The sequence below is a fragment of the Desulfosarcina widdelii genome (genome assembly GCF_009688965.1).
In the GTDB taxonomy this organism is placed as follows: domain Bacteria; phylum Desulfobacterota; class Desulfobacteria; order Desulfobacterales; family Desulfosarcinaceae; genus Desulfosarcina; species Desulfosarcina widdelii.
On sequence record NZ_AP021875.1, the window covers coordinates 1,830,253 to 1,851,703 of the forward strand.

A 21,451-nucleotide genomic window follows, 5' to 3' on the forward strand; every position below is an offset into this window, starting at 1 on the left:
CCCGCCTGCGAGGGAATGACATGTCTGGAGACTCTTTACGAGCCCGTCAACCATGAGGTCCGATGGAATCGTTTCAACTGATAAAACCCTACCTGGCCGCCAACCGCTATCGGATTCTTTTTGGCCTGCTGTGCCTGATCGTCGTGGATCTGCTTCAATTGTTCATTCCCCGGGTCATCAAACGGGCGGTGGACGATCTGACACTCATGCAGACGGATCACAGCAGCCTGCTGGAAGATGCCCTGATCGTTGTCGCTTTGGGGCTGTGCATCGGTTTTTTCCGTTTTTTCTGGCGCCGCTGCCTGCTGGGAACGGCCCGCTTCACCGAAGAAGCGCTGCGCAACCGGCTGTTTTCTCATATCCAGACCCTGTCGCCGGCTTATTTCGACCGGATGCGCACCGGCGACATCATGGCCCACGCCACCAACGATATCCAGCAGGTGCGCATGGCCTCCGGAATGGGGCTGGTGGCTTTGAACGACGCGCTCTTTTTAGGATCGGCGGCCATCGGGTTCATGATTTACATCAATCTCGAACTGACCCTATACGTCCTGATCCCCATGCCCTTCATCGTAATCGGCACCCGCTTTTTCAGCCGGCGGATGCATCGCCGCTACAAGCGGGTACAAAACGCCTTTGCCGAGTTCACCGAAGCGGTCCGGGAACGGTTTGCCGGCATCCGGGTGATTTTGGCCTACAACGCCCGGGCAGGCGAAACGCGCGAGATCGCCCGAATCTCCAATGCCTACGTGCAGGAAAACATCGACCTGGTGAAAATCACCGGCAGCTTTTTTCCCCTGATGGTGATGCTCACCAACCTGAGCCTGGCCATCGTTCTGTTCCAGGGTGGCCGCGAAACCATTTTCGCCCGGATCACACCGGGCGATTTCGTGGCCTTCATCAGTTATCTGGGCCTGCTCACCTGGCCCATGATGGCCCTGGGATGGGTGACCAACCTCATCCAGCGCGGCCGGGCCTCCCTGGACCGGCTCAACGGAATTTTTCAGACCCGGCCGGAACTGCCCGAAGCCCCGGATGCCATCCGCCTTTCCGGATTCGAGCGCAGCCTGACCTTCGACAACGTCCGCTTTACCTACGATCCCCAGCGCGGACGGGTTCTGGACGGCATTGACCTTGAACTGGAAAAGGGTCGGACCCTGGGCATTGTCGGCCCGCCGGGCAGCGGCAAAACCACCTTGATGAATCTTTTGATCCGGCTGTACGATCTGGATTCGGGAAGCATTCGCATCGACGGCACCGATATCCGTCAGCTGCAGATCCAGTCCCTTCGCTCCCTGATCTGCATGGCCCCCCAGGAACCCTTCCTCTTCGCAGGCACCGTGCGGGAAAACATCACCTTCGGTGCAGGCGAGGTCTCTGAAAAAGAGCTGCACCGCGTCACCCGTTTGGCAGCGCTGGACACTACCATCGGTGAACTGCCCGACGGCTTCGACACCGTTGTCGGAGAAAAAGGCGTCATCCTCTCCGGCGGACAGAAGCAGCGGGTGGCCCTGGCCCGGGCCCTGCTCAACGAGGCTCCCGTCATGGTTTTCGACGATCCGGTCAGCCAGGTGGACACCCGCACCGCCGGCCGCATCGTGGCAACCCTGCAATCCATGTCGGGTAAAAAAACCGTGATCGTCATTTCTCACCGCCTGTCGGCCGTGCGCCATGCGGACCGCATCCTGGTGATGGACAGCGGGCGTATCGTCAGCGCTGGCAGCCACACCCGACTGATGGCCGAGGGCGGTTACTACGCCCGGGCCTGGCGCCTGCAGGAGATCGAAGATGCGGTTTGACTACGGATACGAGGAAGAAAAGCGCCTGGGAAAATCCTATGACTGGAAACTGCTGCGGCGGATGTTTTCCTACACCACCCCCCACCGCGCCAAACTGGCCCTGTCCGTTGTTCTGGTGGTGGCCATCACCCTGCTGGAGCTGTCGGTTCCCTATATCACCAAAGAAATCATCGATCGTCATATCGTTCCCCGGGAGCGCATCTCCGACGGCCGGGACGCGGCCGCAAAGAAGCCGGTGCAGCGTCTTCGGGTGGACATTAATGATCCGGTCGTCGCCAAGGTGGTCCGGCAGCGTCCGGAGCTGTTTCGTGTCGAAGACGGGTCTGCAACCATCGGTCTGAAAGACCTGACGCATCTCGACCGAAGCTCCCTGAGCCGGCTGCGCCACGAGGATTTTTCGGGCCTGCTGCGCATCGCCCTTCTCTTTCTGGCGGTGGTGGTGTCCATTTTCGGATTCACCTTTGCCCAGAACCTGATCATGGAGCTGGCCGGCCACCGGATCATGCACGATCTGCGGGTAACCCTCTACGGGCACATCCAGAACATGCCCCTTGGCTTTTTCAACCGCAATCCGGTTGCCCGTCTGGTCACCCGGGTGACCAACGACATCCAGAACATGCACGAGCTGTTCACCTCCATCATCTCCATGGTATTCAAGGACATGTTTCTGCTGGTCGGCATCGCCGTGGTTCTGGTGGCCATGGATTGGCGCCTGGCGCTGCTCAGCTTTGTGGTGACGCCGGCGGTTGTGGCAACCACCTTCGGATTTTCCCGCCGGGTCCGGGACGTATTTCGGGAACTGCGCATCAAGGTGGCCGAAATCAATACCCGATTTTCCGAAACCATTGCCGGTATCAAGGTGATCCAGACGTTCGGCCGGGAAAAGGAGAACTTCGACGCCTTTCGGCAAACCAACCACGAAAACTATCTGATGGGGATGCGCCAGATCAACATCTTTGCCGTTTTCATGCCCGTCATCGAGATGCTGGGCGTCACCGCCATTGCCATTGTGATCTATTACGGCGGCGGCCACGTGCTGGACCGCACGGTGAGCATCGGCGCACTGGCCGCCTTTATCGTCTATATGCGGATGTTTTTCCGTCCCATCCGGGACCTGGCCGAAAAATACAATATCCTGCAAAATGCCCTGGCCTCCGCCGAACGGATCTTCCTGCTTCTGGACACCGCACCCGGCAACGGGGCAGACTTACAACGGTCGCCAATCAAAGGGCCGCTGGATCGGATTCGTTTCGATTCGGTGTCTCTGGCCTACACCCCGGGAGAACCGGTCCTGAAAAATATCGATCTGACCATCGACGCCGGAAAAACCATTGCCGTGGTGGGCGCCACGGGATCGGGAAAGACATCTCTGGTCAACCTGATGGTGCGTTTTTACGATCCCACTGCCGGCAGACTTCTCTTTAACGGCATCGACGGCCTGAGGATCGCCCCCGAAGCGTTGAGACGCCGCATTGCCCTGGTCATGCAGGATCCCTTTCTGTTCACCGGCACCCTTAAGGACAATATCTTTTTCGCCGCCAACGGACTTACCGACGAGCAGCAGGCGACCATTTTGGAGACCTCCCGCTGCAAGGAACTGGTGGATCGTTTTCCGGACGGCCTGGACACCCGGATTACGGAGGGTGGCGCCTCCCTTTCCAGCGGCGAGCGCCAGTTGATCTCGGTGGCCCGCGCTTTTTCCATGGATCCGGAAATGATCATTTTGGACGAAGCGACCTCCTATGTTGATTCCCACACCGAAGTGCACCTGCAACAGGCCATCGCCAACCTGATGCGCGGGCGCACCTGCGTGGTGGTGGCCCACCGACTCACCACGGCCCGCAGCGCCGATCGCATCGTGGTGCTCAACAAAGGCGTGATGGTGGAATCGGGCAGCCACTCGGATTTGATGGAGAAAAGGGGCACCTATTACCGGCTCTATCGGTTGCAGGACGATTGAACTTACAGCCGCTGCCCTGCCTGGCAAACCGTACTTTGCACCCTCGGGCAACCATCGCCTGATTTTAAAATTGGTAGCGTTGCTGGATGGTTACCTCCTGTTAAAATGAATTTGGATGCGGTTCACACAGGCGACATAGGTCTTGCCAAAAGCGGCCCGACATGGTACGTTGACGGCGTTTTTCCCGATTCCCGGGGAAAGTTCGATCTTTCTGATCTTGCATCAATCCGACAATGATTCAAATCTATGCGTCAACCGTGCAGGGGGTCCTGTGGGTGGGCAACCGGACCCCGTCGTTAATCATTAACTTACTAAGGAGGATTGGATAGATGGCTTACGATGCGGTTAATATGGCGGACTGGCAGATTTCCGAAGCAGCCGAAGAAAACATGCCGACGCCGGAACAGTGGCAGGAGAAGCTGGGGCTCCAGAAAGAGGAAATGCTTCCCATGGGGCGTCTGGCAAAAGTCGATTTTCTGAAAGTCATCGATCGACTGAAAGACAAACCCGACGGCAAGTACATCGAAGTGACCGCCATCACCCCGACCCCCCTGGGTGAAGGCAAAAGCACCACCTCCTGCGGCCTGATGGAAGGTCTGGGAAAACGCGGCGTCAACGTGGGCGGTGCCCTGCGCCAGCCCTCCGGCGGACCCACCATGAACGTCAAAGGAACGGCGGCCGGCGGCGGCAACTCCCTTTTGATTCCCATGACCGAATTCTCCCTGGGACTCACCGGCGACATCAACGACATCATGAACGCCCACAACCTGGCCATGGTGGCGATGACCGCCCGCATGCAGCATGAGCGCAACTACAATGACGAGCAGCTCGCCCGCCTGACCGGCATGCGCCGCCTGGACATCGACCCCACCCGTATTGAGATGGGCTGGATCATCGATTTCTGTGCCCAGGCCCTGCGCAACATCGTCATCGGCCTCGGCGGCCGTTTTGACGGCTTCACCATGCAGAGCAAGTTCGGCATCGCCGTAGGCTCCGAGCTGATGGCCATTCTGGCCGTGGCCACCGACCTGGCCGACCTGAAAGAGCGCATCAACAACATTACCGTGGCTTTCGACAAATCCGGCAAGCCGGTCACCTGCCGGGACCTGGAAGTGGGCAACGCCATGGCCGCCTTCATGCGCAACACCATCAACCCCACCCTGATGTGCACCGCCGAGTACAACCCCTGCTTCGTGCACGCCGGCCCGTTTGCCAACATCGCCGTGGGCCAGAGTTCCATCATCGCCGACCGCGTCGGCCTGAAGCTGTTCGACTACCACGTCACCGAGTCCGGCTTCGCCGCCGACATCGGCTTCGAGAAATTCTGGAACGTGAAGTGCCGCTTCTCCGGCCTCAAGCCCCACGTTTCCGTACTCACCTCCACCATCCGCGCCCTGAAGATGCACGGCGGCGGCCCCAAGGTCGTAGCCGGCAAGGCCCTTGACGACGCCTATACCAAGGAGAACCTGGAACTGGTCGAAAAGGGTATCGAGAACATGGTCCACATGATCGGCGTTATCCGCAAGGCCGGCATCAACCCGGTGGTCTGCATCAACCGCTTCTACACCGATACCGACGCCGAATGCGCTATCGTACGCAAGGCGGCCGAGGCTGCCGGCGCCCGTTGCGCCGAGTCCAAGCACTGGGAGTTGGGCGGTGAAGGTTCCCTGGAATTCGCCGACGCCGTTATCGATGCCTGCGAAGCGGGCAACGATTTCGATTTCCTCTACCCGCTGGACATGAAACTGCGCGATCGCGTGGAAACCATCGCCAAAGAGGTCTACGGCGCCGACGGCGTGGATTGGGCTCCGGAAGCCAACGCCAAGGCCGAAATGCTGGAAAACGATCCCAAGTACGCCGACTTCGCCACCATGATGGTCAAAACCCACCTCTCCCTGTCCCACGACCCGGTCAAGAAGGGCGTGCCCAAGGGATGGCGTCTGCCCATCCGCGACGTCCTCATCTACTCCGGCGCCAAGTTCCTGTGCCCCTGCGCAGGTACCATCAGCCTGATGCCGGGCACCGGCTCCAACCCGGCTTTCCGCCGCATCGATGTCGATCCGGCCACCGGAAAGGTCACGGGTCTGTTCTAGAACGACCGTAACCGATTAAATCCACAACGGCCCGGGCGCATCGCCCGGGCCGTTTTTGTTCCAAATGATTGACAAAAATACAAAATCGCTCTTACAATGGGGGCCAGCCGATAACGCCGCAATCAGGGAAACCGATGGAAAATATCACCGACGACGCCATCCGCAAAAGCATCGAGTCCACCATCATCGAGACCTTCGACGCCATGATGTCCATGCCGCTGAAGGCCGTTGCAGAAGACGAATCCCCAAAATTCGATGCCGGCAAGACGATGGTCGGTGCCATCCATTTTGGCGGTGAAGTGGTGGGGGTAATGAGTTTTACGCTTACCGAAGACTTCGCCCGCACGGTCACCGCCGCCATGCTGGGCATGGAGGCGGAGGAAATCGAGGGAACGGAGGAAATCAACGACGTAATCGGCGAGCTGTCGAATATCGTTGCCGGAAACCTGAAATCGGAATTTCTCGATCAGGGACTGACCTGCGTCATCTCGACCCCTTCCATCACCTCGGGAAGCGATTTCAAGATCGATCCCATCAACATCGCTCCGCCGATTTCGTTCGTTTTCCAACATGCCGAGGAAATCGTCCATGTAGAGCTTTGCGTCAAGGAGGAAGTCGGCGCCAAGGAAGACATCAAAAGCGACCTGTCCAGCGAAGCGATCATGGAGCGGATCTCCGGTGTGGACATCAAGGCCGCGATTGTCAATTCGGTCATCGATGTATTCTACACCATGCTGGACATGGAGGTGGAGGCCATCCAGGAAGTGCCGTCCTCCTTCACCGAAGAGAATCGTACCGTGGGATCGGTGACTTTTGCCGGTGAAGTGGACGGGATGTTCAACATCCAGGTCAACGACAACTTCGGCAAGGCGATGACCGCCGCCATGCTGGGTATGGAGCCCGAAGAAATCGATAGCGAGGAAGAGGTTTATGACGTAATCCGCGAAGTGAGCAACATCATCGGTGGAAATCTCAAATCCAAATTTGTGGATGTCGGGCTCTCCTGTGTGTTGTCCACGCCCGCCATCACCAACGGCCGGGACTTTAAGGTAAGCCCCACCAATATCATCAAACCCGCGCGGTTCCTGTTTTCTCACAAAGACAGTGTCATCATTGTCGAAGCCGGCGTCAAACAGGATAAAACGGCCGCTACGCTTCCAGAACAGGCCCCTGAGGAGCATGTCCCTGCAGAAGAGGGAAAAGAGGCTGCCGCGGAAACAGTTGCTGCGGCCAGCGCCCCCCAGACAGCCCCATCGAATCAGGTCGATGAAACGGTTCCATTCAACAACCTCGATCTGGTGATGGATATCCCCTTGCAGGTAACGGTTGAATTGGGCCGTTCTCGCAAGCGCATCAACGATGTTCTCAGGATGGGACCGGGATCGGTGGTCGAGTTGGAGCAGATGGAGGGGGAGCCGGTTGACATTTTGATCAACGAGACGCTGATTGCCAAGGGTTTTGTCGTCGTGGAAAAAGAAAAATACGGAATCCGAATCAGCGAAATTGTCAGCCGCAAGGAGCGGATGAAGAGCATCCGCTGACTCACCGTGCCGGTCAATTCATATTGTTGTTGGCAACGATCTCTTCGTACAGAACCAGGTCCATCAGGCCCAACTCCTCGGCGGGAACCTTCTCCGAAAGCCGTTCGAGCATATTTCCCTGCGTGATTTCGAAATGAGGCATCAGCGCCACACTATCCGCCGTCAGGTTGACAACGGCATAGCTGTCTTTCCTGCCATGGCGCAGTACGTCGTCGATGGCCACATCCCAATCACCGGACTGGATTGCCCGACTGACAACGGCCTGGAGTTCTCTGAGGTTTCCCGGCCAGCGATGAGTGTGCATCCTGGCCAGGTGGGCGGCCGTGGGGCGTGGGAAAGTACCGCGGCCATCCCTCAGCGCCAGTCGTTTGAGGAAATATCCCACCAGGCTTCCGATTCTTTCGGGGCATTGCCGAAGCGGCGGGATGTGAACGGTGACCCCGCTGAGCAACGCACAAAGGTCCGGATGAAAGCTGCCCTCCGACACGCAGGATTCCAGCGGGCGGGTGGCCGTGGAAAAAATGGCCAGATGCCGTTGCGGTCCACCCGATCCTGAACCGGTTGCGAGAAATTTACGTTTCAACAAAGACAGCAATCGCTCCTGGAGCCCGGCAGCCAATTCATCGACGGCGTGAAAATAGAGCACCCCCTGATGAAAAAGACGGAAAAGAGAAAAGCTGCTGCGCTGCGGATGTACAGAAAGCTCTTGAATGCAGGGCGAATCTTCGTTTTCGCCAGGATCGGACAGCATCGGACAGTTGACTTTGATAAACGGGTATCCGCGCAAAAAAGAGCGGCTGTACAACAGTTGGATGACGGCTTCCTTGCCCAGCCCCTCTTCTCCGGAGACCACCAGACCGGGACTGGCGCTTCCCAGCGTTTCGATGATCCTGCCGAGAATAGCGGCATTGTCGTTGCTCATCAATGGCGTTACGTCGCGCATCATTGCGTCCAAAGGGTTCGGGTCTGAGTATCGTGTGGCCGGCTAAAACAGCCTTTTACTTCCAGGCCGTTGAAGGTTCGGCGATCCTGATCGGGTGGGACGTTTAATGGATTAAAATGATGGGATTCGCTGCAAAAAGCAACCCTTAATTAATATGTAAAAAATACGCCCAATATATACGAATAAAACGGGAAAAATACGCATAATCAAATCGTTAACGACCGCCTTTTTCCGGGTTTCGCCAATGGCATGGAGTTATTCCCGCATTTATGAGTACAATCCGTTTGCCGTTGACAGATGCCATTAAACATGATTTCTGAGAATCTCTCAATAATCGGTCGCTTGGCGTTCGTGCTCGGAAAAAGCGGTCATCCACGATGACACTGATCCGTGGCGCATCGAACCTTTAGAAAGGAGAAACCAATGAAAATTCTCGTCGGCTATGACGGATCCAACTCGGCCAAGGATGCCCTGGCTCTGGCGAAAAAACACGCCGGCGCTTTCGGAGCGGAGGTAATGGTCATCGCATCGCTCACCGGAGGAAGTGTCACCCACGCAGTGGAAGTGGAACACGCCACGGAAGACCTGGAATGGGCCAAAACGTTTTTCGATGACGACAATATCCCTTGCACAACCAAACTCCTGGTCCGCGGCATGACCCCGGGCGAGGACCTGGTCGACTATGCCGGCGAAAATGGAATCGATGAAATCATCATCGGCATCAAACGCCGTTCCAAGGTCGGCAAGCTGCTTTTCGGGTCCAACGCGCAGTATGTCATCCTCAAGGCGCCCTGCCCGGTGGTCACGGTAAAATAGCGTCTGCTTCCAAGTGTTTTTCTATCGACGAAAGGATGTTGCGTGATCGTTGCTGGCCTGACCGGCGGCATCGCCACCGGAAAATCGACCGTCTCTAATTTTCTTTCCGAAGCCGGCGCCCGAATCATCGACGCCGACAAGATCGCCAGAGAAGTCGTTGAGCAGGGAACCCCGGCCTACGACGAAATTCGTGCTTTTTTCGGAGAAGAAGTTCTGATGCCCAACGGCGATATCGACCGCGAACGTTTAGGAGATATCATCTTCAACGACAGCGACAAGAAAAAGCGCCTGGATGCCATTGTCCACCCGCGAGTCTTCGAACGTTCGGCAGTTCTGATCGCCGAAATCGCAGCCAGTGAACCCGACGCTGTCGTGATCCTGGACATTCCGCTGCTGCTGGAAGCGAACATGGATCGTGATCTTACGGAGGTGATCGTTGTTTACGTGCCCGAAACGATGCAACTTCAGCGGTTGATGGCCCGGGACGGCATCGACGAAAAGGCAGCCATGGCGCGGATCCGCTCCCAGATGCCCATCGAAGAAAAACGCAAACAGGCCACCTGCGTCATCGACAACAGCGGCAGCCGCTCCGCATGCCGGCAACAGGCCCTGAAAGCCCTTGACCGTCTCAGGCAAAAAGCAAGCGAACCCGGTTGACAACCGCCTTTCAATCGGCAACACTTGCATCGGCTTTCGAAAAACCTTAACCGTCCGTTTTCGTTTGACACTCTTCCCACCCTGCTTTATAGTAAAAAAAATTTTACATGCGAAGGGCTCTCGTGGACAAATGCCCGCCGTCCGATTAGGTAGAAAGTGTTCGAAACCACCCGTCTTGGTTCGATCTTGCCAGTGTTATGAACCCTCATTTCGGCAAACTGCAAGCAAAAACCACGGTCAGCGCATTCGTCGGAGATGTACCGGTGTGTAATGGTGAATACGGAGGTTGTCCAGCAATTCCATGCGACATTCAAATGCGAGCCGTAAACGGATTTGTGAACGTCATCTTCAGCTTTTAACGGAACTGTCCCGGGCTCTCGGGGAAAAAGACCGTTACACCCAGGCCCACGGGTATCGGGTTGCCCGGTATGCAATGCGTCTGGCAACCCGGCTGGGTTTTGGCCACCGGGAGGTGTGGGACGTGGGTATCGGCGGGCTGTTTCATGACGTGGGCAAATTGGCGCTCAGCGACCAGATCTTTACCAATCGGGAGACCCGGCTGCCTGCCGAACTCAAACGCGAAGTCCGCTGCCATCCGCTGATCGGCGCCGCCCTGCTCAAGGACATCGACTATCTCGAACCCGTCGTCGATCTGGTTCTGTTCCACCACGAGCGGGAAGACGGCAAGGGGTATCCGTTCGGCCTTACCGGCAGGGAAATACCGCCAGGCGCAAAAATTATAAGTATTTCCGACTGCTTTGACGCCGTAACCACGGACCGGCCCTACCAGAAGCGCAAATCGATTCGAGCGGCATTCGAGATCCTTCGAAATGGCTGCCGGCGCTATTTCTGCGAGGATTATGTGGAGACCTTTATCGAAGAGATCGAGGAAAACGGCATCGAGCTGGAAAACGGAACCGATCCGCTGCTGGCCGATGAACTTATCCGGTCGGCAACGGCTGGAGCCGGCACCATGTAAACCGCCATTTAAACACCGCGCTTGGGGAAAACGATGGGCAACGGGCCGTTTGCGGCCTGTTTTTTTTGGTCAAACGAAAAGAGAATCGAAACGTATGGATCGGCATTTTTTAACGGAATTGAAAAAACGGCGGACATTCGGCATCATCAGCCATCCGGACGCCGGAAAGACAACACTGACGGAAAAACTGCTCATGTTCGGCGGGGCGATCCAGATGGCCGGGGCCGTGAAGGCCAAACGGGCCGGACGCTACGCCACCAGCGACTGGATGGCCATAGAAAAAGAGCGCGGCATCTCCGTAACCACGTCGGTCATGAAATTCAACTACAGCGACTGCGAGATCAACCTGCTGGATACGCCCGGCCATCAGGACTTTTCCGAGGACACCTACCGGGTGCTCACCGCCGTGGACAGCGCCCTGATGGTGATCGACAGCGCCAAAGGCGTCGAGCCCCAGACCGAAAAGCTCATGGAGGTGTGCCGGATGCGCAACACCCCCATCATGACCTTTATTAACAAACTGGACCGGGACGGGATGACGCCACTGGACATTCTGGGGGATATCGAAGACAAGCTGCAGATCGAATGCGCGCCCCTTTCCTGGCCCATTGGCATGGGTAAGCGTTTTCGGGGTGTCTACAACCTCCATCAGCGGCAGCTTCACCTGTTCCAGCCCGGCGGCCAGACCCGCCACCAGGAGGGGATTGTAATCACCGATCTGGCCGATCCCCGGCTGGAGGAACTTTTGGGAAGCCAGGCCGAAGAGTTGCGCGAAGATGTGGAACTGCTGGAAGGGGCGGCCAACCCCTTTGAGCTGGACCAGTACCTCAAGGGCAGCCAGACACCGGTGTTTTTCGGCAGCGCCATCAATAATTTCGGGGTGCGGGAGATGCTGGACGCCTTTGTCGAGATGGCGCCCGGGCCCATGGCCCGCCCCACCACCACCCGCGTGGTAGCACCCGAAGAGGCGCAGTTCTCCGGATTCGCTTTTAAAATCCAGGCCAATATGGATCCGGCCCACAGAGACCGAATTGCCTTCGTACGGATCTGTTCGGGCAAGTTCACCCGCGGGATGAAGGTCTACCAGACCCGCATCGGCAAGCAGGTCACCCTGGCCAATGCGACCATCTTCATGGCCCAGGACCGCTCCCACGTGGACGAGGCCTACCCCGGTGACATCATCGGCATCCACAATCACGGCACGATCAGCATCGGGGATACGTTTTACGAAAAAGAGCCCCTCAGCTTCACCGGAATCCCCAACTTCGCGCCGGACCATTTCCGCCGGGTCCGCCTGAAAAACCCACTCAAGGCCAAGCAGCTGCTCAAGGGTCTCACCCAGCTGGCCGAAGAAGGGGCGGTCCAGTTTTTCCGCCCCCTGTCGGGCAACGACTATATCCTGGGCGCCGTCGGAATTCTTCAGTTTGATGTGACCATGGCGCGGCTCAAGGCCGAATATGGGGTGGACGCCGACTATGAACCGGTGTCCTTCGCCGCCGCCCGGTGGGTTACCTGCGAAGACAAGAAGCAGTTGGCCTTATTTGAAAAAGAGAAACAGGCCAGTCTGGCCAACGATTCCCAGGGGAACCTGACCTATCTGGCCCCCAGCCTGTGGCGCCTGGAAAACGCCATGGAGGAGTGGCCGATGATCGGTTTTCATAAGACCCGCGATCTGGCGGTGTAAATTATTAGAAAATTTCTTTATGGGTGAACTCGCTCACCTCGCGGCGTTTGGGTGCGCTGCCCGTTTTGGCAGGGTACCCCAGGGGAATCAGGGTGACCAGTTCATAGCCTTCCGGGACCCGTATCACCTCCCTGGCACGGTTATGGTCGAACAGGCCGGCAATGACCGTCCCTAAGCCCAGATGGTGGGCCATGAGGCAAAGGTTCTGGGTGGCCAGGCCCAGATCATACATCATCCATTCACCGAATTTTGTGGTTTCCAGATCCTTGTAATAACCCGAGACTTTGGTTCTGGCGCACATGGCCAGCAGCACGGGCGCCTGAACGATGGCCTTGACGGCCGGGTTGCCTTTGGGAGGAAACGCGGCCTGGAGCTGCTCTTTTATGGCCGGGTCGCGGATCACGACCACTTCCCAGCACTGGCAGTTGGTCCACGAAGGTGCCCAACGGATCGCTTCCAGGATCTGGTTCAGCGCCTCTTCCGGTACGTCCCGGTCTTCGTATTTTCGGATGCTGCGTCTGCCTTGGATGATCTCCAACAATTCCATCGTCTCAATCCCTCCTCAAAAAAATTCGGGCTGCCATCGGCCCAGACAGCCGCAACAGGAAATCATTCAGCCGATATTGAACTTACCTGACTCGATATAAGGCACATCCTCCACATCGATGGCGGCAACGATCTCCTGGTTGAGCCGCTTTTTCATTTCCGCAACAATGGGGCGCCGTTTATTGACGGTCATGGCAAAGGCCATGGTCTCTTCCATGAGCGTCTCCATGGGCGCCGCTTTGGTCATGATATGATGCTCCACACACTGCTCGGCGGTGAGCCGGGCCCCGGTGTACTGCATGGTTTCGACCATGTACCTGGGCATGGCCTTTTTCAAAAGGGCGTTCATTCCCGGCAGAAAGGGAATTCCCAGATCCACTTCGGGAAAACAGAAAAAACCGCGGTCCGAACGCATGAAGCGGAAGTCGAACGCGCAGCACAGAATGGCGCCGCCGGCAAACGCATGCCCGGAAATCGCGGCGATGGTCAACAAAGGATAGGTGGCGATGCGTTTGAACAGCCGATTGAGCAGATAAAAGAAATCCTTGGCCCGGGCGACATCTTTGTTTTGAATCACCGGAACCAGCCATTCCAGGTCGATGCCGTTGGAGAAAATCTTTTCGTGGGAAGAGGTCACCACCAGGGTGGTGGCTTCGGTATTTTCTTCGATATCGTCCAGCGTATCCAGAAAGGCATTGAGAAAATTCGGGTTGAACCGGTTTTCTCCGTCATTTAAGGTTACCGTCGCTACATGCTCGTTTACCGCGTACGACACCAGTGTCATCGTCTGCTCCTTGAATGTTCGGTTGTTGATCGAAGGTCGTCGAAGTCGTCAAGCCTTATATCAAGGCCGCGGCGCCGGAGCAAGTCAAAGGTGCCCCGGCAGCAGGGCGACTGCATCTGGCTTTCTTCTCCGAGTATTGCATCGCTGTAATGGCGGGGTTTATCCCGGCCTTCGGGCTTATCTCCGTTTTTGCAAACCGGGCGCGGATGAACCGTGCCCCCTAGATTACGTCAGAGCAAAAATACCGATTCCAAATGTGATTAGCCTGGCACGCGCGCACCATAAAAAAAGGCGGCCTTTAACAGGCCGCCTTTTGTTCATTCGATCCGCTCGATCAGGCGCAACAGGAACCTTTGGTTCCACAGCTGGTGCAACCGGCACCAAAATCGATGCCGCAGTCCAGCTTGAATCCGTACATCTGGAAATCCACTTTGATCGGCTGCGCTTTTTCCAGGAACTCCGTATTGACGATAAATTCAAAACCGTCGACGTCGAACTTCGTATCCGCTTCGGTAAGCTCATCCAGAGCCATGGCCAGGCCGGGGCCCCCTCACCCGCCCTCATTGAGGAAGATGCGAATGGGCTTGACCTCTTTCCCTTTGAAATACTCGGCAATCTGCTGAACTGCCGGCTGTGTGACTTCGAGCATGATGTCCTCCTTGAAAGTAAAAAATCGGTTCGTATTTCATTACGATCCGAAAACCGCCAAAAGGTTTCAAATGGTGACCTTAACCACGCTTATCGATTTTGTCAATCCCGATTCGAGTCTGCATTGACAGGCTCGAATCGTCCTGCCGCAGCGGGCAATACCCGGTTTGATTGCAGACGTGGTCGGCAAACCCCAGGCCGGCCTCTTCGTACAGGTTGTAGGCCGCATCGATGCCGGCCTCTTTCAACAACTCGATTTCATCCTCGTAGCGCACCGAGGCCACTACCTTTCCCTTAAAACCAAGGTCTTGCAGTTGCCCAACGGCAAACTTGCTGGTTTTCGGATTCGGTATGGCCAGCATGACCACCTGAATCCGGCTGTCCGCCAGGTCGATGCGCTCCCAGAAGTCGCTGTCGTAGGCATCTCCGTAAATAACATTCCTTCCGAGTTCCCGGTGCCTGCTTACGGTTTCCATGCAAAAATCCATCCCCATAACCACGTCTCCGTAGCGACGGGTCATTTCATCGTAGGCCGCCGCGCCGACGCCGCCCCTGCCGATGATGCCCACCTCGGCTTTGCCGGGATGGATGGGTTCGTCTTCCTTCAACCGTACGGCCGTTTCAAAGCGCTTCAGGCGGCCGGCCATCCGCGAATAGATCGTGTGGGCCGCGGCGTTCAGCGGTGCTGCCAGAACGAAGGTGAACGACAGCGCAATGGCAACGACCATCAGCCAGTCGCTGTGGATCCATCCCTTGGCGGCCCCGATGGATCCGACGATCAAACCGAATTCGCTGTAATTGGCCAGGCTCAACGAGGAGAGCATGGCGGTGCGGGAGCGCAGCTTGAATCGGGTGAGGATTCCGAAAAACAATACAGCCTTGAAGGGTATGGCCACAGCCAGCAGCAGCGCAGTTCCCAATGCGGTCCAGGTAGGTGTTCCCGAAATACCGATATTCAGGAAAAATCCGACCAGGAACAGATCCTTGAAACTCAGCAGGCGTTCGGCCAGTTCGGAGGCCTTGCCGTGATTGGCCAGAAGCATGCCGAATACTAGCGCTCCGAGGTCGCCCTTGAGGCCCACCTGCTCGAAGCTAGCGTATCCGGCAGCGGCCATCACGATGCCGAAGAGCATCAGCAGTTCACCGTGTCCGCAGCGGTCCATGAAGCGTTCCAGCAGGCGGCGCAGGACAAAAAGCGCCGCAACCAGAACCAGCGCCCACAGGGACGGCATTTTGCCGGTGGAAGCCGCCAGGAAGACGACGGCGACGATATCCTGCATGATCAAAATGCCGATAGCTATGGCGGCGTGGCGGGACGGCATCTCGTTTTTGGCCTCGAACACTTTTACCGCAAACACGGTGCTCGAAAAACTCAGGGCAAAGGCAACCAGCAGGATGCCCGGCAGGCTCAGCGAACGAAAATACGGCAGCGCGGCGACGGCAAGCCCAACGATTCCTGCACCGAGCACCGCCACCGTGATCAGCATGTGGATCGTAGCACCGGCCCACACCTCGGGTTTTCCCAGGCTTTTCAGCTTCAGCTTCAGTCCGATGGTGAAAAGCAGCAGCGTGACGCCGGCATCGGCGATATTTTCAAGGGTTTCACCGCCCTGGACGTCGAAATGGTTGAGGGCGAAACCGGCGGCAAGATAGCCCACCAGCGGCGGCAGGCCGATCCTGCCGGCAGCGGCGCCGAAAACAAAGGCAGCGATAATCCAGAGTGGCTCCATAACCAGGCGGGCTCCATCTTATAATGCGGCAGGCGAATAGCATCGGTTTTACGAACAGGTGTACTAAAGGATACGGCGACGGTAAACCTCCAGCGCGTCGGCGGCAAAGAGAACGAAAATCACCTTTTCGGGCAAATCGTGGACCGCCAGATAGGCACTGCAGGTATCCACGGCAATCTTGCAGGCATCTTCCATGGGGTATCCGTACACCCCGCAGCTGATGGCGGGAAAGGCAATGGATCGAACCCCCTTTTCCCGGGCCAGATCCAGGCTGTTGGTGTAGCAGTCCGCCAGCAGGCGTCTGTCTTCGGGCCGCCCCCGGTAGACCGGCCCCACCGTGTGAATCACATACCGGGCGGGCAACCGGTAGCCTTTGGTAATCCGGGCTTCCCCGGTGGGACAGCCGCCGAGGGTCCGGCATTCGGCCAGCAGATCCGGGCCGGCGGCGCGATGAATGGCGCCGTCCACGCCCCCGCCGCCCAACAGCGAGCTATTCGCCGCATTGACGATGGCGTCCACGGCCAGAGCGGTGATGTCGCCCTGGCGGGCTTCCAGGCGATCTTTCGGGTTTGTCGGGTTCATTGGCTTCCTCTTATTCACAAATCGTAAAGCGTCTCGTCCTTACTCGGCGGCCGGCGAACCGCCGACTTCACACCCTTTTTCCCGGGCAGCAAAAACGGGTCTTCACCCTCCAGCAGATCCCCCATCTCCGCTTCCACCTGCTCCGGGTCCTCACCGTTTTCCATGCGCCGCAGGGCCTCCTGCATGCTGTCGCCCAGCTCCATTCCGGTCATGTCGGTAAGCTTGCGCATGAGATTGGCGGCCTGACGGGGATCGTTCTCGTCGATGCGGTCCGCTTCGCCGGCCAGCATCTGCATGGCTTTTTCCATTTTGCCCTCATCAAAGGGCAGGTCCTCGCCGTCATCGCTCTCCTTGGCCTTGCCGGTGAAAGCGAATGCCGACATCTGCCGCTCCAGGGTGCGGGTCTTGCACCGCGGACATTTGGGTTTCTTGGTCGTGTTGATGGTGCGCGAAAAAAAGTTGAAAAGGGTGTTGCAGTCCGGGCAGTAAAACTCGTAGATCGGCATGTTCACTCCATCATCGATTCATATTTGATGCTAACAATTTGTTTATACGGTCAAACGGGGTTGATTGGAAGTAAGGAATAATAAAGCGCCCGGCCGGTCCTGTCAACGGTCCCCGAAGGCCTTGAAACCGGCGGACGACCGCAGTTGACTTGGTATCGGGCTTCTGGTATGGCAGCCTCCAAATTGAGCGGATTTCTAAAAGGCCCGATATCTGCATTATCTCTACCCCTGAAAGGAAAAGAAATATGGAAAGAACCCTGTCCATCGTAAAACCCGACGGCGTGGCCCGCGGCCTGATCGGAGAAGTCGTCAAACGCCTGGAGGCCAACGACCTGAAAATCATCGCCATGAAGATGATCCAAATGACCAAGGCCCAGGCCGAAGGATTTTATGCAGTCCACCGCGAGCGGCCCTTTTTCGGCAGCCTCACCGACTTCATGACCTCAGGACCGGCCGTGGTCATGGTGCTGGAGGGAGACAACGCCATTGCCCGCTACCGGGATCTCATGGGCGCCACCAATTACAAGGAGGCGGCCGAAGGGACCATCCGTCGCGATTTGGCCACCGATATCGAAAAGAATGTGGTCCACGGCTCCGATGCCCCGGAAACCGCGGCATTTGAAATCGGATACTTTTTCAACGCCTTTGAAATCAACCCTCGATGACCGTTGGCGTCACCCGGGAAAACATCGCCATTGTCCTGCAGCGGCCCCGGTATCCTGAAAATATCGGGTCCGCTGCACGGGCCATGTGCAATATGGGATTCCACCGCCTGATCGTCGTGGATCCGGGCATCTGGGACGAGGAACGGATCCGGCGGCTGGCCACCCACGCGGCGGGAGCCGTGGTCGACGGGATCGAGCGATTCGACGTTTTGTCCGACGCACTGGCGCCCTTCGGCCACGTGGTCGGAACCACGGCCCGACTGGGCGGGCAGCGGCCCGTTCTCAAATCTCCCGAGGTGCTGGCCGAAAAGCTCATCGACCTTTCCAGAAACAACCCGGTGGCCATCGTGTTCGGCTCGGAAGACCGGGGCCTGACCAACGAGGATTTGAAATACTGCCACCAGCTGGTCAACATCCCCACAACGGGCTTTACCTCCCTGAATCTCTCCCAGGCCGTCATGGTGATCTGCTACTGCCTTGCCACCGCCACCCGATCCGATCCACCCGCCTTTACGCCCCGTCTGGCCAAACGCATCGAACTGGACCGGATGTACGAGGAACTGACCGAAGCCCTGGTCCGGATCGAATACGTGCAGCCGGACAACCCGGACTACTGGATGTCGCGCCTGCGCCGCTTCTTTGCGCGCCTGCCGCTGCGGGCCGGCGAAGTGGGCATCATCCGCGGTATCTGCCGGCAGATTTTGTGGTATGGCAACCGGAGGTATGAGGAAGGATCGGTGGATGGGAAAACGATGGAGGATGGACGACCGCTTCGCTAGGATGAGGGAAGACATCCCTCATCCCTCATCCCTCGATCCCTTCACCTTACCGCAAGCCACCACACGACCCCCATCCAGCGTCAGCCGGTGGGTGATGCACGCCGGGATCTCCGTTTCATGGTGGGTCACGAACAGCAGGCCGGTATCGCCGCCGACACCGATGCCGGCCACCCGTTCGAGAACCTTTTCACGGTTTTTCGGATCCAGACCGCTGCAGGGCTCGTCCAGAATCAGCAGCTGCGGAGGCTTTACCATGGCCCGGGCGATGAGGATCATCTGCCGCTGTCCCTGGGAAAGCTGGTCGAACGGCGTTTGGGACAATGACGACAACCCCAGCCGCTCCAGCCAGTCGGCGGCCACGGTCCGCTGCACGGCGTCGCACCGGCGATACAGGCCCACGGAATCGAAAAAGCCGGAACAGACCACTTCCATGGCCGGCATCCGTTTCTGATAACCGCTGGCCAGATCGTGGCTGACCACGCCCAACCGGCGGCGAATTTCCCCCAGGGTCTGCTCCGCCCCTCGCGATTCACCGAACAGACGGATGGTATTGGCGTACACCTGCAGGCAATCTCCGGTAATCAGCTTGAGCAGGGTGGATTTGCCGGCGCCGTTGGGTCCGGTGATGGCCCAGTGCTCCCCTTTCCTTACCGTCCAGGTCAGCCGTTCCAGAATCACGGTTTCACCGTAACGCACTGTTACACTGCGCATGTCGATCAACGGTTCGTCACCGGGATTCGAAGGGCTCTGTCCGATTTTCGGAAGGGATATGGGTTTGGGCCGTTTTTTGGGTGGGGGGCTTGCGGTTTTGCTGCGTAAAAAATCGTCGGCAAGATTCACCATCGGCCCGGAGGCAGCGATCCGGCCGTCATCGAGGGTCAGCATGTGGGTGGTGGCGGCCAGCCTCTCCTCGGGACGGTGAACGACCAGCACCATGGGCAGGCCGGAAACGGCCAGTCGATCGAGCATGGCCGTCAACTCCCGCCGCCCCGACGCATCCAGGCCCTCGAACGGTTCGTCCAGGATCAGCATCTTCGGTCGGCGAATCAGCTCGCGGGCCAGGAGAATCCGGCTCATCTCACCGGTGGAAACGGCCATCAAGGGCTTGTCCAACAGCGCCTGCAACCGCAAAATTCCATGGATATCGGTCAGGTCCTGCCGCGTTCGACCGGCACCACAATCCCGGGGACGCTTTAAATCCAGCCATTGGCCCACGGTGGTGGCATCGTGGTAGCGGCCGGCAAAGCCCCTGGCATGGTCCAGACTTCTTTCGCGCAGCCACAACGCCCGGCGGGCATCGCTGGCCACGTAGGCGATGGCCTCCGTGGGCGCAGCACCATCTAAATGATGATAATGAATGTTGCCCCGAACGACGGGCAGCCGGCCGGCGATGGCTTTGGCGAGAGTGGTCTTTCCGGCCCCGTTGGGTCCGGCGATGACCCATTGATCCCCGGCTTCGATCCTCCAGGACAGGCCGTCGAACAGCCAGCGGTCCCGCAGCCTGACGCTGATTGCATCGACGGTGATCAAAGTGCGGTTCTTCTGGTTGTCCGGGCAATTGGCGTGCATGGAGCGGATCGATCAGGCGTCGTGAAGGGCACGGACCACGGCATCTCCCATTTCACGGGTACTGACGGCAGGGCCGCCGGCGGCGATGTCGGGTGTGCGAACGCCCTCTTCCAGCACCCGGGCCACGGCGACGTCGATGGCGTCGGCGGCATCACCGCGATCCAGGCTGTAGCGCAGCATCATGGCGGCGGAAAGAATCTGGGCAATAGGGTTGGCGATGCCCTGCCCGGCGATGTCCGGGGCGCTGCCGCCGGCCGGCTCGTAGAGGCCGAAACCGCTTTCGCTGATGCTGGCCGAAGGCAGCAGTCCCATGGAACCGGTGATCATGGCGCATTCGTCGGAGATGATATCCCCGAACATGTTGCCGCACAGCAATACGTCGAACTGGTGGGGATTTTTCACCAGCTGCATGGTGGCATTGTCCACATAGATATGGTTCAGGGTCACGTCCGGGTACTGTCTGGCCGTCTCGACGACCACTTCCCGCCACAGCACCATGGTGGTGAGCACATTGGCCTTGTCCACGGAGGTGACCCGGTGGTTTCGCAGCCGCGCGGCTTCAAAGGCGGACCGGGCGATGCGTTCGATTTCCCGGCGGGTGTAGACCATGGTGTCGAAGGCGCGTTCGTCGGGTCCGCTGCCTTCCCGGCCCTTGGGCTGGCCGAAATAGATGTCGCCGGTCAACTCCCGCACGCAGAGAATGTCGAATCCCTGCCCGACGATGTCGGGATGCAGCGGGCTGGCCCCGGCCAGGGCGGGGAACACCTTGGCCGGACGGAGGTTGCAGAACAGGTTGAAGTTTTTGCGCAAAGGTAGCAGCGCGCCCCGTTCCGGCTGCCGGGCCGGAGGCAGGGATTCCCATTTGGGGCCGCCCACGGACCCGAAAAGTATGGCATCGCTCTTCTCGCAAAGCTCCAGGGTGGCTTCGGGCAGGGCCTGGCCATGCCGGTCGATGGCGATGCCGCCCACATCCGCATTCGTGCAGGCCAGTTCAAAGGAGAACTTTTCCTGGGCCGCGGCCAGCACCTTGAGGGTTTCTTCCATCACTTCGGGCCCGATGCCGTCTCCCGGCAAAACAGCGATCTTGAACATATGCAACCATCCAGATTTATTTAAAATGTTATAGACAGGCGGCGATCATAAAAGGTTGACATCGCTTTGTCAACCGTT

The 21,451-nt window shown here is 58.1% G+C and carries 19 protein-coding genes; 10 read left to right on the forward strand and 9 right to left on the reverse strand.

Annotated features, from left to right (window positions below; all coding sequences use genetic code 11):
• Window positions 1-62 precede the first annotated feature (62 nt).
• From GN111_RS08500 to fliN, 4 genes are all read left to right on the forward strand, one after another.
• The gene (locus GN111_RS08500) at window positions 63-1,799 is read left to right on the forward strand and encodes an ABC transporter ATP-binding protein (RefSeq protein WP_155303349.1); all 1,737 of its coding nucleotides are present in this window, start codon (window positions 63-65) and stop codon (window positions 1,797-1,799) included.
• A complete protein-coding gene (locus GN111_RS08505; protein WP_155303350.1) occupies window positions 1,789-3,759 on the forward strand; it encodes an ABC transporter ATP-binding protein in 1,971 nt (656 codons plus the stop codon). The genes GN111_RS08500 and GN111_RS08505 overlap by 11 nt, the downstream gene beginning before the upstream one ends.
• Window positions 3,760-4,088: 329 nt before the next feature.
• On the forward strand, window positions 4,089-5,852 hold the full coding sequence (locus GN111_RS08510) for a formate--tetrahydrofolate ligase (RefSeq protein ID WP_155303351.1): 1,764 nt from the start codon (window positions 4,089-4,091) through the stop codon (window positions 5,850-5,852).
• Window positions 5,853-5,986: 134 nt separating this feature from the next.
• Window positions 5,987-7,393, forward strand: a complete 1,407-nt coding sequence (gene fliN, locus GN111_RS08515) for a flagellar motor switch protein FliN (RefSeq protein WP_155303352.1) — start codon at window positions 5,987-5,989, stop codon at window positions 7,391-7,393.
• A 13-nt stretch (window positions 7,394-7,406) separates the two neighbouring features.
• On the opposite strand, the gene GN111_RS08520 is transcribed toward fliN, so the two are convergent.
• Complete coding sequence (locus GN111_RS08520) at window positions 7,407-8,339, reverse strand: sigma 54-interacting transcriptional regulator (RefSeq protein ID WP_155303353.1); 933 nt, start codon at window positions 8,337-8,339, stop codon at window positions 7,407-7,409.
• A gap of 420 nt (window positions 8,340-8,759) precedes the next feature.
• Between GN111_RS08520 and GN111_RS08525 the strand changes: the two genes are divergently transcribed.
• The 4 genes from GN111_RS08525 (at window position 8,760) to GN111_RS08540 (ending at window position 12,472) form a co-directional block, all read left to right on the forward strand.
• The gene (locus GN111_RS08525) at window positions 8,760-9,152 is read left to right on the forward strand and encodes a universal stress protein (protein WP_155303354.1); all 393 of its coding nucleotides are present in this window, start codon (window positions 8,760-8,762) and stop codon (window positions 9,150-9,152) included.
• Between the two features lie 42 nt (window positions 9,153-9,194).
• Window positions 9,195-9,809 (forward strand): dephospho-CoA kinase, encoded by a 615-nt coding sequence (gene coaE / locus GN111_RS08530; protein ID WP_197740513.1) that lies wholly within the window; start codon window positions 9,195-9,197, stop codon window positions 9,807-9,809.
• A gap of 301 nt (window positions 9,810-10,110) precedes the next feature.
• Window positions 10,111-10,788, forward strand: coding sequence for an HD-GYP domain-containing protein (locus GN111_RS08535; RefSeq protein ID WP_155303355.1), 678 nt, complete (start codon window positions 10,111-10,113; stop codon window positions 10,786-10,788).
• Between the two features lie 94 nt (window positions 10,789-10,882).
• Entirely contained in the window at window positions 10,883-12,472 is a 1,590-nt protein-coding gene (locus GN111_RS08540; protein WP_155303356.1) for a peptide chain release factor 3, read from the forward strand.
• Between the two features lie 4 nt (window positions 12,473-12,476).
• Here the strand turns inward: GN111_RS08540 and GN111_RS08545 are convergent, their stop codons facing one another.
• From GN111_RS08545 to GN111_RS08570, 6 genes are all read right to left on the reverse strand, one after another.
• Window positions 12,477-13,019 (reverse strand): nitroreductase family protein, encoded by a 543-nt coding sequence (locus tag GN111_RS08545; RefSeq protein WP_155303357.1) that lies wholly within the window; start codon window positions 13,017-13,019, stop codon window positions 12,477-12,479.
• Between the two features lie 66 nt (window positions 13,020-13,085).
• A complete protein-coding gene (locus GN111_RS08550) occupies window positions 13,086-13,802 on the reverse strand; it encodes an enoyl-CoA hydratase/isomerase family protein (RefSeq protein ID WP_155303358.1) in 717 nt (238 codons plus the stop codon).
• Window positions 13,803-14,136: 334 nt separating this feature from the next.
• Window positions 14,137-14,334 (reverse strand): hypothetical protein, encoded by a 198-nt coding sequence (locus GN111_RS33860; protein WP_155303359.1) that lies wholly within the window; start codon window positions 14,332-14,334, stop codon window positions 14,137-14,139.
• A gap of 196 nt (window positions 14,335-14,530) precedes the next feature.
• Window positions 14,531-16,180, reverse strand: a complete 1,650-nt coding sequence (locus tag GN111_RS08560; protein ID WP_155303360.1) for a cation:proton antiporter domain-containing protein — start codon at window positions 16,178-16,180, stop codon at window positions 14,531-14,533.
• Between the two features lie 63 nt (window positions 16,181-16,243).
• Window positions 16,244-16,762, reverse strand: coding sequence for an O-acetyl-ADP-ribose deacetylase (locus GN111_RS08565; RefSeq protein WP_155303361.1), 519 nt, complete (start codon window positions 16,760-16,762; stop codon window positions 16,244-16,246).
• A 14-nt stretch (window positions 16,763-16,776) separates the two neighbouring features.
• Window positions 16,777-17,268, reverse strand: coding sequence for an FmdB family zinc ribbon protein (locus GN111_RS08570; RefSeq protein WP_155303362.1), 492 nt, complete (start codon window positions 17,266-17,268; stop codon window positions 16,777-16,779).
• Between the two features lie 245 nt (window positions 17,269-17,513).
• Between GN111_RS08570 and ndk the strand changes: the two genes are divergently transcribed.
• Entirely contained in the window at window positions 17,514-17,933 is a 420-nt protein-coding gene (gene ndk, locus GN111_RS08575; RefSeq protein ID WP_155303363.1) for a nucleoside-diphosphate kinase, read from the forward strand.
• The gene (locus GN111_RS08580) at window positions 17,930-18,712 is read left to right on the forward strand and encodes an RNA methyltransferase (protein ID WP_155303364.1); all 783 of its coding nucleotides are present in this window, start codon (window positions 17,930-17,932) and stop codon (window positions 18,710-18,712) included. The genes ndk and GN111_RS08580 overlap by 4 nt, the downstream gene beginning before the upstream one ends.
• 18 nt (window positions 18,713-18,730) lie before the next feature.
• On the opposite strand, the gene GN111_RS08585 is transcribed toward GN111_RS08580, so the two are convergent.
• Window positions 18,731-20,281 (reverse strand): ATP-binding cassette domain-containing protein, encoded by a 1,551-nt coding sequence (locus tag GN111_RS08585; protein ID WP_155303365.1) that lies wholly within the window; start codon window positions 20,279-20,281, stop codon window positions 18,731-18,733.
• 12 nt (window positions 20,282-20,293) lie between these two features.
• On the reverse strand, window positions 20,294-21,373 hold the full coding sequence (gene leuB / locus GN111_RS08590; RefSeq protein WP_155303366.1) for a 3-isopropylmalate dehydrogenase: 1,080 nt from the start codon (window positions 21,371-21,373) through the stop codon (window positions 20,294-20,296).
• Window positions 21,374-21,451: the final 78 nt, after the last annotated feature.